The organism is Candidatus Nitrotoga arctica (assembly GCF_918378365.1).
Taxonomy (GTDB): domain Bacteria; phylum Pseudomonadota; class Gammaproteobacteria; order Burkholderiales; family Gallionellaceae; genus Nitrotoga; species Nitrotoga arctica.
This window is the reverse complement of the sequence record NZ_OU912926.1, coordinates 2,766,224-2,779,164: the sequence shown is the minus strand read 5'-3', so window position 1 is coordinate 2,779,164 and position 12,941 is coordinate 2,766,224. Positions and strand designations below refer to the sequence as shown.

General features: G+C 52.1%; 12 protein-coding genes. 7 read left to right on the top strand and 5 right to left on the bottom strand.

Translation table 11 applies throughout. The annotated features are described in order from the left end of the window. Window positions 1-2 precede the first annotated feature (2 nt). Both msrB and MKZ32_RS12735 read right to left on the bottom strand, forming a co-directional pair. Window positions 3-527, bottom strand: a complete 525-nt coding sequence (gene msrB / locus MKZ32_RS12740; protein WP_239797611.1) for a peptide-methionine (R)-S-oxide reductase MsrB — start codon at window positions 525-527, stop codon at window positions 3-5. Window positions 528-733: 206 nt separating this feature from the next. Next, window positions 734-2,218, bottom strand: coding sequence for a hypothetical protein (locus MKZ32_RS12735; protein ID WP_239797610.1), 1,485 nt, complete (start codon window positions 2,216-2,218; stop codon window positions 734-736). Window positions 2,219-2,574: 356 nt separating this feature from the next. Between MKZ32_RS12735 and MKZ32_RS12730 the strand changes: the two genes are divergently transcribed. The 4 genes from MKZ32_RS12730 to MKZ32_RS12715 all read left to right on the top strand — a co-directional run bounded on the left by MKZ32_RS12730 (window position 2,575) and on the right by MKZ32_RS12715 (window position 6,036). Beyond that, on the top strand, window positions 2,575-3,747 hold the full coding sequence (locus MKZ32_RS12730; RefSeq protein ID WP_239797609.1) for a MalY/PatB family protein: 1,173 nt from the start codon (window positions 2,575-2,577) through the stop codon (window positions 3,745-3,747). A gap of 186 nt (window positions 3,748-3,933) precedes the next feature. Further along, window positions 3,934-5,148: an FAD-dependent oxidoreductase gene (locus tag MKZ32_RS12725; RefSeq protein WP_239797608.1), complete on the top strand. Its 1,215-nt coding sequence runs from the start codon at window positions 3,934-3,936 to the stop codon at window positions 5,146-5,148. Between the two features lie 214 nt (window positions 5,149-5,362). After that, the gene (locus tag MKZ32_RS12720; protein WP_239797607.1) at window positions 5,363-5,707 is read left to right on the top strand and encodes a type II toxin-antitoxin system RelE/ParE family toxin; all 345 of its coding nucleotides are present in this window, start codon (window positions 5,363-5,365) and stop codon (window positions 5,705-5,707) included. Continuing rightward, complete coding sequence (locus tag MKZ32_RS12715) at window positions 5,704-6,036, top strand: helix-turn-helix domain-containing protein (RefSeq protein WP_239797606.1); 333 nt, start codon at window positions 5,704-5,706, stop codon at window positions 6,034-6,036. Before MKZ32_RS12720 ends, MKZ32_RS12715 begins: the two co-directional genes overlap by 4 nt. A gap of 343 nt (window positions 6,037-6,379) precedes the next feature. Here MKZ32_RS12715 and MKZ32_RS12710 read toward each other — a convergent pair whose 3' ends face one another. After that, on the bottom strand, window positions 6,380-7,039 hold the full coding sequence (locus tag MKZ32_RS12710) for an IS630 family transposase (protein ID WP_239798090.1): 660 nt from the start codon (window positions 7,037-7,039) through the stop codon (window positions 6,380-6,382). Beyond that, complete coding sequence (locus MKZ32_RS12705) at window positions 7,039-7,482, bottom strand: helix-turn-helix domain-containing protein (protein WP_239795975.1); 444 nt, start codon at window positions 7,480-7,482, stop codon at window positions 7,039-7,041. Before MKZ32_RS12705 ends, MKZ32_RS12710 begins: the two co-directional genes overlap by 1 nt. Window positions 7,483-7,660: 178 nt before the next feature. Between MKZ32_RS12705 and mutS the strand changes: the two genes are divergently transcribed. Continuing rightward, window positions 7,661-10,297 (top strand): DNA mismatch repair protein MutS, encoded by a 2,637-nt coding sequence (gene mutS / locus MKZ32_RS12700; protein WP_239797605.1) that lies wholly within the window; start codon window positions 7,661-7,663, stop codon window positions 10,295-10,297. A gap of 131 nt (window positions 10,298-10,428) precedes the next feature. Here mutS and MKZ32_RS12695 read toward each other — a convergent pair whose 3' ends face one another. Then, complete coding sequence (locus MKZ32_RS12695) at window positions 10,429-11,235, bottom strand: inositol monophosphatase family protein (protein WP_239797604.1); 807 nt, start codon at window positions 11,233-11,235, stop codon at window positions 10,429-10,431. Window positions 11,236-11,249: 14 nt separating this feature from the next. Here MKZ32_RS12695 and MKZ32_RS12690 point away from each other — a divergent pair, with 14 nt between their 5' ends. After that, entirely contained in the window at window positions 11,250-12,065 is an 816-nt protein-coding gene (locus MKZ32_RS12690; protein ID WP_239797603.1) for an RNA methyltransferase, read from the top strand. A 15-nt stretch (window positions 12,066-12,080) separates the two neighbouring features. Further along, on the top strand, window positions 12,081-12,809 hold the full coding sequence (gene cysE, locus MKZ32_RS12685) for a serine O-acetyltransferase (protein WP_239797602.1): 729 nt from the start codon (window positions 12,081-12,083) through the stop codon (window positions 12,807-12,809). The last annotated feature ends 132 nt before the right edge of the window (window positions 12,810-12,941 follow it).

The window sequence follows — 12,941 nt, the reverse complement described above, 5'->3', positions numbered from 1 at the left end:
AATCAGCTCCTGAGCGTTGGTAAGGATTCGACTTTCGGGATAAATCGTAACGCTATACCGTTATTGCACCAGCGCTCATTACGTGGCGGTGGGCCATCGTTAAATAAATGGCCTTGGTGGCCGCCGCAGCGCGCGCAGTGGTATTCAGTGCGGGGCAGAATCATTTTGAAATCACGTTTTGTTCCCACCTGCCCCGCAATGGGCTGGGTAAAACTTGGCCAGCCCGTGCCGCTTTCAAATTTGTGCGCACTTTCGAACAAAGGCAAGTAACAAGCCGCACAAATATAGTTGCCATCACGATGCTCAAGATTAAGCTCGCTACTATTCTGCCGTTCGGTATCCTCTTCAAACAGCACCTGGTAAGCATCAGCGGAAACCAATGGTCGCCACGCCTCATGTGGTTTATTCAGAGGCGTAACTGTTATGACATTGGTCGTATTTGTAGCTGCCCTGTCGCGCGAACAAGCCGAAATTAAGGGGAGTGTGGTCAGCAGGGCAAGACTTTGTAGTACGGTACGTCGCTTCATGGAAATTCCTTATGGAAGTTTGGAAGATTTGACTGTGTACTCAAAAATTACGCTGTTATTTTGCACTAAATTAGATATCGCGGTACCAAGTTGTGGGCATGATGCCAGTGTTATCAGTGTCGGTCATGATCGCCTAGGCGTCAACGCGGTGGATCTTCTCGTGTAGCCATTGCCCAGTCTGGCGGGTGACCCGCATAGCAATTGCTTCATGGCACGCTTTTGAATAGCGATTCGATGAGAAAAGCATCATCAAAATGGCGGCGGCCGACAAAAGCGGTGGCGTGACGCCCCCACTGGCGCATCGCACCCGGCGAGCGAATGCCCATTGGCCACAAAAGAAAACGCTCAGGTCGCTCCGTGCCGACGATTAAACCGTATCTACTGAACAGGCTGTGGTAACCGTCAGCAGTGGGCAGGGAACGCAATACATCGTATTCTTCCCAGGCCATCGGCTGTAATTCAGATAGTAATTTCGGTGGTGATTCGTCGTGGTAGATTCGCTGAATAAAGTGAGTGCCGGGAGCGATGCGTAGCACCAGCGGCTGTTGTTCAGGTGCAGGTTGCGGCAGCAGTGGGGGTTCGAAATAAAAAGTGGGAAGGTTGTCGCGCAGACGCAGGTGGCGGCTGGGAAAGAATTCGTGGTAGCAACCGCAGTTATGGATAACGTCATACAGCCATGGGTCGCCGTCCGGGCCTAAAGTCACTCGCCAGTTAAGGCCGTCTAGCTGTCCGGCATACATGTCGTTGCCGGAGCGCGCTGGAAACCAGACTATATAATTAAGTTGCAACAGCACTTGATCGCCGAAACGCGTGTGCGAGACCTTGCGATATAACGTCGGGCGCGCCACGTCTACCACCGGCCCGTTCTCCCAGCGTGCCATTCCGATATGATCATTGTTATCTATTACATCCACCTCCCATACCGGGGCAAAGGTGTCGAAGAGCCGGTCGAGGTCGGTGTCCGTTGGCATGGGAATAGCGAGCGGATCTAGTGAGCGATGCAGAATTTCGCCCACCTGTGGAGCAGTGAGCAGCGCACCGGGCGATGACGCCCAGCGTACCAGTTCACCTGCAACTGGCAGTGCTGCCAACGGGGTGGCGAAGCTGTTGTGGGTCTCGGTATGCCAAGCCGAAATTCTGGTGGAAACGAACGGGGCAGTGAGTGGATAGAGGCCGAGCGCCTGCCACCAGGTGACATAATCATCTGGAACGCGTGTAGCATCGCGCAACATAGCGCGGCGCTCCGGTTGCGTGAGATCGGCGGCAAGCAAGCGTTCACGACAGCGGTTGAGTTCTTCACCTAAGCTGCCGTTGTGACGACTCTTCACCGACGTGGGCAGATTACGTAATTCCAGCGCACGCGACTCAGCATCCAAATCTGCCATGTGCGTGATCCATGCTGTCCAGTGTTTCTCTGCGGTCAATTCGCCGCGGAACGAGGCGAGCAGGCGAGTTGTACGCAAGTAAGGAAAATCTCGAACCGGCGATGAACCGTAGTCGCGCACTCCCGCAAGATCGATGGCGGCATCAACTTTCTGGTACAGCGTCTGGCAGGTAGTCAAAACATCGTCTTTAGGTGCCGCGGGACGGGTTTCCACCGTGGCGCAGCCCGTAAGGAAAGATGTGATAACCAGCAGGATCAATTCTGCTATGGTCAGCACGAAGCGGCGTGTATCGTTAGTGTTATCCATGGTTTCCTTTCCATAGAATAAGCAGTGTGGAATATTGTACCGTTCGATACAATAGAATTCACTTTACGTTTGGTCTGTTATTGATTCGGTCAGATTATGTTTGAAGTCCGTTCGCCTTGAGCCTGTCGAAAGGTGTATGGGCTTCGACAAGCTCAGCCCGAACGGAGTTAATACTTCATCGTACCGGATTAATAGTTGAGCGGCATCGCAGTACTGTTCTTGGCGAATTAGACGGAGCACTGTGCCTGTTTCAATGCCACACTCGCCTTCATGCTTCGGTTGATTTTTTGCCAACTGCGAAACCCGGCAAAAATTTCTACATACGCTGTCAGAAGCAACGGTCTAGGAGAAATTACTTGAGCAGCAGTTTTGACCACGACATCAATCGTTCCGATACCGCCAGTGTCAAATATGACGGGCGGAAAAGCATGTTTGGCACTGGCGAAGTCATCCCGTTGTGGATTGCCGATACGGATTTTGCTGCTCCGCCAGCTGTAACCCGTGCCCTCGCCGAGCGCGCCGCTCATCCCGTGTATGGCTACACTCAATACCCGGACAGCTTGTATGAATCGCTGATAGATTGGCTGAAGCGACGCCACGGTTGGGAGGTGCAGCGTGAGTGGATCATGATGTGCCCCGGCGTAGTGCCCTCGTTGCACGCCGCTATCATGGCTTTTGCCCAGCCAGGTGAATCGGTAATCGTACAGCCGCCAGTGTATTTTCCATTTTTTTCGGCGGTCACAAACACCGGTAGAAAGCTGCTACAAAATCCGCTGCATCTGGAAAACGGCCACTATGCCATTGATTTCGACCACCTGGAACAGTGTGCAGCACAGGCGCGTTTGCTGTTGCTATGCTCACCGCATAACCCGGTTGGCAGGGTATGGAGCAAGCCGGAATTGGAGCACCTCTTGCGAATTGCAAAAAAATACGACCTACTCGTTTTTTCAGACGAAATCCACGCTGATTTGATCTACCCCGAAAATAAGCACACCACGCTTGCGACGCTGGCAGAGAACTCGGCTCATATCCTTACTGCCGTCGCACCCAGCAAAACATTCAATATCCCTGGGCTGAATCTTTCCTCACTCATCGTGCCGGATACTAAGCATCGTGCGGCTATCACTCAGATATTTGACAGGATGCATATCAGTGCATCCAATCCTTTTAGTATCGTCGCTTTCGAAGCCGCTTACCGGGAAGGCGAGACATGGCTGGATGAGTTACTGGCCTATCTGCGGGATACGCGAGATTATGTCGAAAATTATCTGGCTACCCATCTCCCAAAAATCCGGCTTATCAAACCAGAGGGCACCTACCTGCTATGGCTTGATTGCCGTGCACTAGGGATGAGCGATGCGCAACTCAAGCATTTCTTCGTGCATGAAGCCGGCGTGGGCATGAGCCCCGGTGTTCTGTTTGGCGAGGGCGGTAGCGGATTTATGCGCATGAATATCGGCGCACCTCGCCATACCATCGTGGCCGCCCTGGAAAATATAAGGAAAGCGGAACGTGAAGCCGGGCGATGAATACATCGGGACCCATGCAAAACTATCTCCGTGCTTTGTATTCGAGCGTATTTTATAAGTAAATTGAGCGTAAATTTCGGCACAAGGAATGCTGAAATTTCTAGTTTATCTTTTGTTTTTGTGAAGTTCTGTTTCGCAATATAGCCTTTCGTTGCTTCATGTTTCCCTTTACTCGTAAGGACGGATATGAATACGGTAACAGTACAATGTTGCATTGCGGGGGGTGGTCCAGCGGGCATGATGCTGGGTTTGCTATTGGCTCGTGCGGGCGTTGAGGTATTGGTTTTAGAAAAGCATGCGGACTTTCTGAGGGACTTCCGGGGAGACACGATTCATCCCTCGACGCTGGAAGTTATGCATGAACTGGGATTACTCAGAGACCTATTGAAATTGCCACACCAAGAAGCGCCGCAGATCAATGGTCAGTTTGGTAATTTGAAACTGACGATAGCGGATTTCACCCATCTGAAAACCCAGTGCCGTTTTATCGCTTTTATGCCGCAGTGGGATTTCCTGAATTTCCTCGCCGATCGTGCCGTTTGCTACCCAACATTCAGCTTGCGGATGCACTCTGAAGTGACTGGACTCATTGAAGAAGCGGGGCATGTCGTTGGCGTTCAGGCGATGAGTCCGGACGGACCATTAACGGTGCACGCGAGCCTGGTCGTGGGAGCAGATGGTCGACATTCAGTTGTCCGCGCACAGGCAGGCTTGCAGGTTGAGGATTTAGGCGCACCGATGGACGTGTTATGGTTCCGGCTCTCACGACGGCCTGACGATTCAGAATATCCTATCGGCCGTTTCGATGCCGGTCGGATATTCATCATGCTGAGCCGAGGCGATTACTGGCAGTGCGGCTTTGTCATCCCGAAAGGCTCACATGCGCAGATTCGAGAGAGAGGGCTATCCGTGTTCCGCAGCGACCTCGTGCAGCTTGCACCATTTATGGCCGACCGTGTCGACGAACTCCAAGACTGGGAAGAGATAAAATTGCTCACCGTTCAGGTTGATCGATTACGTCAGTGGTATCGCCCGGGCCTTCTTTGTCTCGGTGATGCAGCGCACGCAATGTCGCCGGTCGCTGGCGTCGGTATCAATCTTGCGATCCAGGATGCAATCGCCGCAGCGAATTTGCTGGCTGCACCGTTACGTGCGAACAAATTGACTACCGAAGATCTGCGCCGAGTCCAGCAACGACGCGAGTGGCCGACGCATATGACGCAAAGGATGCAACTCTTCATTCAAAACCGCGTCATTAGTCGCGTGTTGCATGGTGAGGGTCAGCTCTCACCACCGATTTTTATCCGACTCTTGGCACGCTTCCCATTCCTGCGTCGGATTCCTGCCAGATTGATTGGAATCGGATTTCGTCCAGAGCATGTGAATATGCCAAGTAGTTAGCCTGACTGAAGAAGGCAATAATAAAAAATCGAGATAAACTAATGGGAGCTTCTCAAGGAACAACAGTACTGCAATAAGGCTTAAATAATTGAATAGCCTCTACCCAGCGCTTGGATCAATCTTGCTGGAGTGAGGTGACGACCGGATGATTCTCTTTATAAAGCATCTTGACTTGCACCACAGGCGCGTATAATATTTTATACATATAAATTTTATGGACGATGAAAAAGAGATCCGTTGGGTGGGGTCTGCCTACGACGATCTGCTGGCATTTCCGCAAGATCCAAGAAAGGAAGCAGGCTTCCAATTGAGCAAGGTCCAGGCTGGGCTTGAGCCGACCGACTGGAAGCCGTTCGATGACGTGGGTGCTGGCACGAAAGAGATTCGCGTCAAGGACGCGAGCGGCGTCTACCGTGTGATGTATATCGCCAAATTCGAGGAAGCCATCTACGTCCTGCATTGCTTCCAGAAGAAGACCCAGGTGAGCAGCAAGCAGGACAAAGCTATTGCCGAGGCGCGTTATCGCGCCGTGGTTAACTCGAGAAAGGCAAAGAAATGACGATTGACACCGAAATTCGCCATGTGACAAAGCCGGGCGCGAACCTCTTCTTGGAACTGGGTTTTGCGCCGGACGAGGCCAAGCGCCTACAGGCTGCGTCCCGCAAACAGATTAATGACACGCGGCTGCTGAAACAGCAACTGATGGAAGAGCTGTCTACCTGGATTGTGGAACATCACTTAAAGCAGGCCGAGGCTGCCGAGATTCTAATGGTCTCGCGGCCGCGCGTGTCTGATGTGGTGAACAAGAAAACGGCCAAGTTCACCATCGACACGCTGGTGGAAATGCTTAGTCGCGTCGGCAAGCCGGTCAAGCTGACCATCGGTTGATGCCGATGTTGGGTGTTGCATGGCGATAGTAGTCTGAAAAACGGGGGCAGTCTGTGAGATTCCAGTGCTCCTGGCAAACAATGCGAGCCTGGCCCCTTTAATTACGTTGGCCTGTCTCGCCAAAACGATATTGACCACGTTTCTGCATTTGTGCCTTATGTAAACGCACTAACGACAGATAAGGACATGCATAATCTATGTAAGCGCAAGGTTGTGGACGATGAGATCAAGCGATTCCAGTGCAAAATATTCTCCAAGAAAAATTACGAGGAGTTTGAGGAATGGTTGGACGGTTTACTGATAGAACCGAACAGCACGGTGTACTAGTATAACAACCCATTAATTACAAAACATAATGTCTAGCCATTTTTGTATCTGCATCCTGCCGAGTGAACGTCCACTCAATGCCACGTTGCTCCATGTTACGGCGCAACTGCCAAGCATTCACTTCGGCGGTGAGCGTAACACGGTCTGGCAGGCGTCGATCAAGGCACTGGCGGTCAAGAATACCGATTTCGATTTCAGCCATGTTGAGCCAACTGGCATGTTTCGGCGTGTAGTGAAAGACTACACGTCGCAGCAGTGCCTTTGCTTCCTTGGCACCGAGCACTTCCTCGAAGCACTTGCGAAAGTGGGTGTTGAGATTGTCCATCACCAGATGGATACGCTGCGCCGTGACATAAACCTGCTTGAGCAGGTGCTGTATGAAAGCCACGAAGTCGGTCTTGGCGCGATGATCGGTGATCACGACCGTCCGCCGCCCTCCTTTTGGCTCGACCGCCACGAACAGGTTGCAAGTACCGGCGCGGACATACTCGTAATCCTGCTTCGCGGACGAGTTGGGCTGGGTTGGCAAAGGGGGCCGCGTATCCTTGAGCAGCTGCTTGCTCTTCTCGTCCAAACAGACCACGGGTTCTTCCGCCCGGAACGGACGGGCATAAAGATCGAGCAGGTCATACATTCGCTGCCGGTATTCTTCGGTCAAAGCGCCAATGCACCACATCACCTTGCACCATGGCTTGAGACAGTTTTTTTTAGCAGCCGGCGAATAGTCTCGCGGCTGATCGGACCAATATCCGCCTGCCTCTGCGCTGCCTGTTCCAGCAACTCGAGCGTCCAGCGCCTGGCACCTTCCGGCGGCTCCGAGCAGGCCAGAGCGGTAATCTTCGCCTCGACGTCGGTAGCAAACTGCCGAGGCTTGCCGGGACGCGCGACATCGCACAGTGCATATTCGGCACCATCCTCCAGATATGCGCTTCGTGTCCGCCAGATGGCGGTTCGTCCAACGCCGAGAACTGCCATGATCTGGGCTTCGGGGATCCCGCGATCAAGGGCAGATAAAATATGTGCCCGATTGACTTCTCGGGCATGGTGCAAACCCTTTGTACGATATGTCTCGATCAACTCACGATCCTCGTCGGTAAGATACAGTTCAGTCTGTCGCATGGCAGGCTCCTCATCATGGGGTGGGTATGCGACAGTATAATATATGTTTCGTTATTTATGAGTTTAGATACTAGGGCAAATAAAATAACAATAGTCTCGTAGGTCGGCTTAGCGCAGCGTAAGCCGACGCTTTGCTTTTGCGGGTTGGAGTAATTTGAATTAAGTCGAAAATAATTGAATGAAAATAGAACAAGAACAAACTGATAAATCGCCGCCTGGCAGCGTAGATGGCTCGAAGCACACCCCCATGATGCAACAATACCTGCGCATCAAGGCAGAGTATCCCGACATGCTGCTTTTCTATCGCATGGGAGATTTTTACGAGCTATTCCATGAGGACGCAGTTCGCGCTGCCAAGCTGCTCGACATTACGCTCACTCAGCGCGGCGCAACCAATGGCCAGCCGATCAAAATGGCGGGCGTGCCTTACCATGCTGCTGAACAATATTTGGCGCGGCTGGTAAAACTGGGAGAATCGATCGCCATATGCGAACAGATCGGCGATCCCGCCACCAGCAAGGGCCCGGTGGAGCGCAAGGTGATGCGTATCGTTACCCCCGGCACACTCACCGATTCCGCACTGTTGGATGAAAAGAAAGACAGCCTGTTGCTGGCGCTGCATGAGCGCTCCGGCAAGGTGGGGCTGGCTTGGATGAATCTGGCTTCAGGCAAATTTTTCGTCAGCGAAACCGATGCACACAATTTGCCAGCCGAATTGGAACGCTTGCAGATTTCAGAAATTCTGCTTGCCGAAAATGCCATTCAGCCGACACTAAACAAAGCAGTCATTAAGTCACTGCCTGTTTGGAATTTTGATCTGGAAACCGCTCGGCGCACACTGTGCCAACAGTTTGCCACGCACGACCTGAGTGGTTTCGGATGTGATAATTTTACCCTTGGCTTGGAAGCGGCGGGCGCGCTGCTTGGTTATGCCAAGCTGACACAGGGGCAAGGTATCAGCCATGTGCACGCCATTCAGGTTTATGCCGCCGAGGATTTCGTGCGTATGGATGCCGCCACTCGGCGCAATCTGGAAATCACCCAGACCTTGCGCGGCGAGCCTGCTCCCACCCTGCTTTCCTTGCTGGATACCTGCGCCAGTAATATGGGCAGCCGTTTGCTTAACCACTGGCTTCATCACCCACTGCGCGACCGCATCACCTTGCGTGCACGGCTGGATGCAGTGGACAAATTGCAGGCAACTGCTTTTTCGCAAGTGGGGCAGGGGGAGCAGAGCTTCAGCAGTAGGCAGGCGCTTTATCAAACTGTTCATGAACAACTCAAACCCTGTGTAGACGTAGAACGCATTACTGCGCGCATCGCTCTGCGTAGTGCACGTCCGCGCGATTTATCCGGCTTGCGTGACACGCTCACGCAACTGCCGCAATTGCATGCAGTATTAACAAATACCCATGCTTCGAAACTGATAGACGATCTGGCCGTAGCCTTGCAGCCGGATGCCGAACTAATCGCGCTGTTGCAACGTACGTTGCGCGCGGAGCCATCGAGCATGCTGCGCGAAGGCGGCGTTATCGCTGATGGCTATGATGTTGATCTCGATGAACTGCGTAACATTCAGACCAATTGCGGCGAATTCCTGCTGCAGCTGGAAGCACGCGAACGGGCGCGCAGCGGCATTGCCACCCTGAAAGTCGAATACAACCGTGTGCATGGTTTTTATATTGAGGTGTCGCTTGTGCAGTCCATCAAAGTGCCGGACGATTACCGCCGTCGCCAGACCTTGAAAAATGCCGAACGCTATATCACACCGGAACTCAAAGCCTTCGAGGACAAAGCGCTGTCTGCCAATGACCGTGCGCTGGCTCGCGAGAAATTGCTCTACGAACAATTACTGGATCAGCTGGCGCCTTATATTTTACCGTTGCAACACATTGCCGCCGCCATCGCCGAGCTGGATGTGCTTGCTACTTTCGCCGAACGCGCTTCAACATTGAATTTCAGCGCGCCAACATTCAGTGCAGAATCCGTATTGCACATCCGTGGCGGTCGTCATCCGGTGGTGGAAGCACAGGTGGAGCAATTCATCGCCAACGATACCCAACTGCACAGCGCGCGCAAGATGCTGCTTATCACCGGTCCCAATATGGGCGGCAAATCCACGTATATGCGCCAAGTCGCGCTGATTACATTGCTCGCGCACTGTGGCAGCTTCGTTCCGGCAGATGAAGTCGTGCTGGGCGAGATTGACCAGATTTTTACGCGCATCGGTGCTTCGGATGACCTCGCCAGCGGCCGTTCCACCTTTATGGTAGAGATGATGGAAGCGGCCAACATCCTGCACAACGCGACCAAGAATAGTTTAGTTCTAGTAGATGAAATCGGACGCGGTACTTCTACCTTCGATGGCTTGGCGCTGGCTTATGCCATCGCACGTCATTTGCTGGAAGAGAATTGTAGCCACACCCTGTTCGCCACTCATTACTTCGAATTGACCCGGCTTGCCGATGAGTACACTCAGCTTGCCAACGTTCATCTCGCCGCCATTGAACACAAGCACAGCATTGTATTTTTGCACAGCGTGAGCGAAGGTGCGGCAAGCCAGAGCTATGGGTTACAGGTGGCTGCTCTGGCGGGGGTGCCGAGGAGCGTAATTAAAATTGCACGTAAGCAATTGCAGACACTGGAACAGAATAGCGCGGCACAAAATCCGCAGGGTGATTTATTCAGCGCCGTGCCGGACTTGCCCGAACTGCCAGAACATCCGGCATTGACCTCGTTGCGTGATATCACGCCTGATGAACTTAGCCCAAAGGAGGCGCTGGAAAAATTGTATCAGTTGAAGAAATTGGTTTAGTTCAGATTACAGCGACGCAAAGTAGACCTCACGCTGGAAGATCATTTACTCTGATATTCCAGCTACCTCATAACGTTTTACGTTCACGTAAATTTTTGTGGTCGAATTATTGCAGCTAGCACTAGAACCATTTATGAATTACTGGATTTCAGCCCCTCTGTCAGATGAGGAGCAATTACTTGCAGCATCTGCGCGAATACCTTTGGGTTACCTGCACAAAGGTTGCCACTTTTGAGGAAGGTATCGTTACCTTGCATGTCACCTACCAGACCGCCCGCTTCTGTAATTAATAAACATCCTGCCGCGATGTCCCAGGGTTTAAGGCCAATTTCAAAGAAACCATCATAGCGTCCCGCTGCCGTGTAGGCGAGATCAAGTGCGGCAGAGCCGGGCCGGCGCAGGCCGGAGGTCTTTTGCATCATGTCGCGCAAGATGTTCATGTAGGCATCCAGATACTCAAACTTGGTGTAAGGAAATCCGGTGCCTATCAGGCAGTCGGCCAGTTCGATGCGCTTGCTTACACGCAGACGGCGGTCATTTATATAAGCGCCGCTGCCACGCGTGGCGGTGAACAGGTCATTTTTGGTGGGGTCATATATTACTGCCTGGGTCAATACACCATTGTGCTGCAATGCGATGGACACGGCGTATTGCTGAAAACCGTGCAGGAAGTTAGTGGTGCCATCAAGCGGGTCGATAATCCAAACATATTCCGAGTCGCCTCGGGCACCACTCTCTTCTGCTAGAATTGCGTGGTTTGGGTAGGCATCCAGTAAGGTAGTGATGATGGCTTGCTCGGCTGCGCGATCCACCTCACTGACATAATCGGAGTGAGATTTTTTGGTGACCGTTAAGTGGTCAAGATTATCGGCAGCACGGTGGATCAAATTGCCGGCGCGACGCGCGGCTTTCACCGCGATGGTGAGCATGGGATGCATAACGAACCTTTTTAATGAGCAGTCGGATTGTTCCGATAGCGTATTTTAGTGTGAATTGCACTTTGGATAAACCAGAGATTTTAAATAATGTACGTGTGGTACTGAGTCATACCACTCACCCAGGCAATATTGGCGCGGCTGCACGCGCGATGAAGACCATGGGACTGCAGAGTCTGTATTTGATTAATCCACAACGTTTCCCTGATCAACAAGCGGATGCGATGGCTGCCAGCGCGGCAGATGTGCTGCAAAACGCAGTTGTGTGTGGCTCGCTGGACGAGGCGTTGCAAGGCGTGGTTTTGGTGGCGGGAATGTCGGCACGTGCACGCTACATTTCGCAAGAAGTACTCACTCCGCGCGCTGCGATGCCGCTACTGGCGCAGCAGGCAACGCAGCAACCTGTGGCGCTTCTGTTTGGTACCGAAATGTCCGGTTTGACCAATAATGAGTTGGCGCGCTGTCATTTCATTGTGCGCATTCCTGCCAGCCCGGCTTATACGTCGCTTAATCTGGCGGCTGCGGTGCAACTGATAGGCTATGAACTGCGCCTGGCTACAGGACAGGGAGAGTATGCCCCGCCCGAACTGAATCCGGCATCGGCGGAACAGGTGGAAAGATTTTTTCGGCACTTGGAAGACACGCTTACCGAAATTGGTTTTTTACGGGATAAGCAATCGACCAAGCTGATGCAAAAATTGCGTCGTTTATATGCACGTGCACGGCTGGAGCCTGAGGAAGTGAACATTCTGCGTGGTATTTTGACAGTTACGACTGAGTACAATACGCAACAAAAACTCGACGATCAAAACAAAAATAAATTGAGTGAGTAAATTTTAGGTGCCCTGATGTTCCAATCGATTAAAGAAGATATAGACAGCGTATTTGCGCGCGATCCAGCAGCGCGCAGTGTATTTGAGGTAATAACCTGCTACCCGGGATTTCATGCGCGCTTGGTGCATCGCATGGCACATTGGTTATGGTATGCAAAGCTGAAATGGCTGGCGCGCTTTTTGTCTCACTTGGGCCGTTTTTTGACCGGCATTGAGATTCATCCGGGGGCAACGATTGGGCGGCGGTTTTTCATTGATCACGGCATGGGTGTGGTGATCGGTGAAACCGCCGAGATCGGTGATGATTGTACTTTGTATCACGGCGTAACGCTGGGCGGGACTTCATGGAAAGAGGGCAAACGTCATCCCACGTTAGGTAATGGTGTCGTGGTTGGGGCCGGTGCCAAAATATTGGGTCCTATTACCATCGGCGATAGCGCCAAGATAGGCTCCAATGCCGTGGTAGTGAAGAATGTACCGATGGGAGCGACGGCTGCCGGGATTCCGGCGCGCATCCTTGATGAGGCTACAAAGAGGCCGGGTTTCAATGCTTATGGCATCAGCAATGACCAGAATGATCCGTTGGCGCAAGCTATTCACGGCTTGTTAGGACACGGCATGGTGGTAGATAAACGCATCAATCTTATCCTGGACCAACTCGAGAAAATGGGTGTGAACATCGAAGAGGAACGTGCCACGGCCGACAAGTTTGATCCCAATTACCTGAATAAAATTGTTGACTGAAGTTATTAGTTGACTAAATTGGTTGGGTATTTTATTATTCCCAATAAGGATTTTCATAAATTTCGAGTGATGATCATGCGGCTATTTTTAAAGTATAAATAGCTAGTTCACGTCGGCATGAATAACAGATAA

What these genes read in the sequence shown, in the direction of transcription:
- MKZ32_RS12725 (WP_239797608.1), top strand. Translation starts at nt 3,934, where the DNA reads ATGAATACGGTAACAGTACAATGTTGCATTGCGGGGGGTGGTCCAGCG.
- MKZ32_RS12735 (WP_239797610.1), bottom strand. Translation starts at nt 2,218, where the DNA reads ATGGATAACACTAACGATACACGCCGCTTCGTGCTGACCATAGCAGAA.
- MKZ32_RS12690 (WP_239797603.1), top strand. Translation starts at nt 11,250, where the DNA reads ATGAGCAGTCGGATTGTTCCGATAGCGTATTTTAGTGTGAATTGCACT.
- MKZ32_RS12710 (WP_239798090.1), bottom strand. Translation starts at nt 7,039, where the DNA reads ATGTGGTGCATTGGCGCTTTGACCGAAGAATACCGGCAGCGAATGTAT.
- MKZ32_RS12715 (WP_239797606.1), top strand. Translation starts at nt 5,704, where the DNA reads ATGACGATTGACACCGAAATTCGCCATGTGACAAAGCCGGGCGCGAAC.
- MKZ32_RS12705 (WP_239795975.1), bottom strand. Translation starts at nt 7,482, where the DNA reads ATGCGACAGACTGAACTGTATCTTACCGACGAGGATCGTGAGTTGATC.
- cysE (WP_239797602.1), top strand. Translation starts at nt 12,081, where the DNA reads ATGTTCCAATCGATTAAAGAAGATATAGACAGCGTATTTGCGCGCGAT.
- mutS (WP_239797605.1), top strand. Translation starts at nt 7,661, where the DNA reads ATGAAAATAGAACAAGAACAAACTGATAAATCGCCGCCTGGCAGCGTA.
- MKZ32_RS12720 (WP_239797607.1), top strand. Translation starts at nt 5,363, where the DNA reads ATGGACGATGAAAAAGAGATCCGTTGGGTGGGGTCTGCCTACGACGAT.
- msrB (WP_239797611.1), bottom strand. Translation starts at nt 527, where the DNA reads ATGAAGCGACGTACCGTACTACAAAGTCTTGCCCTGCTGACCACACTC.
- MKZ32_RS12695 (WP_239797604.1), bottom strand. Translation starts at nt 11,235, where the DNA reads ATGCATCCCATGCTCACCATCGCGGTGAAAGCCGCGCGTCGCGCCGGC.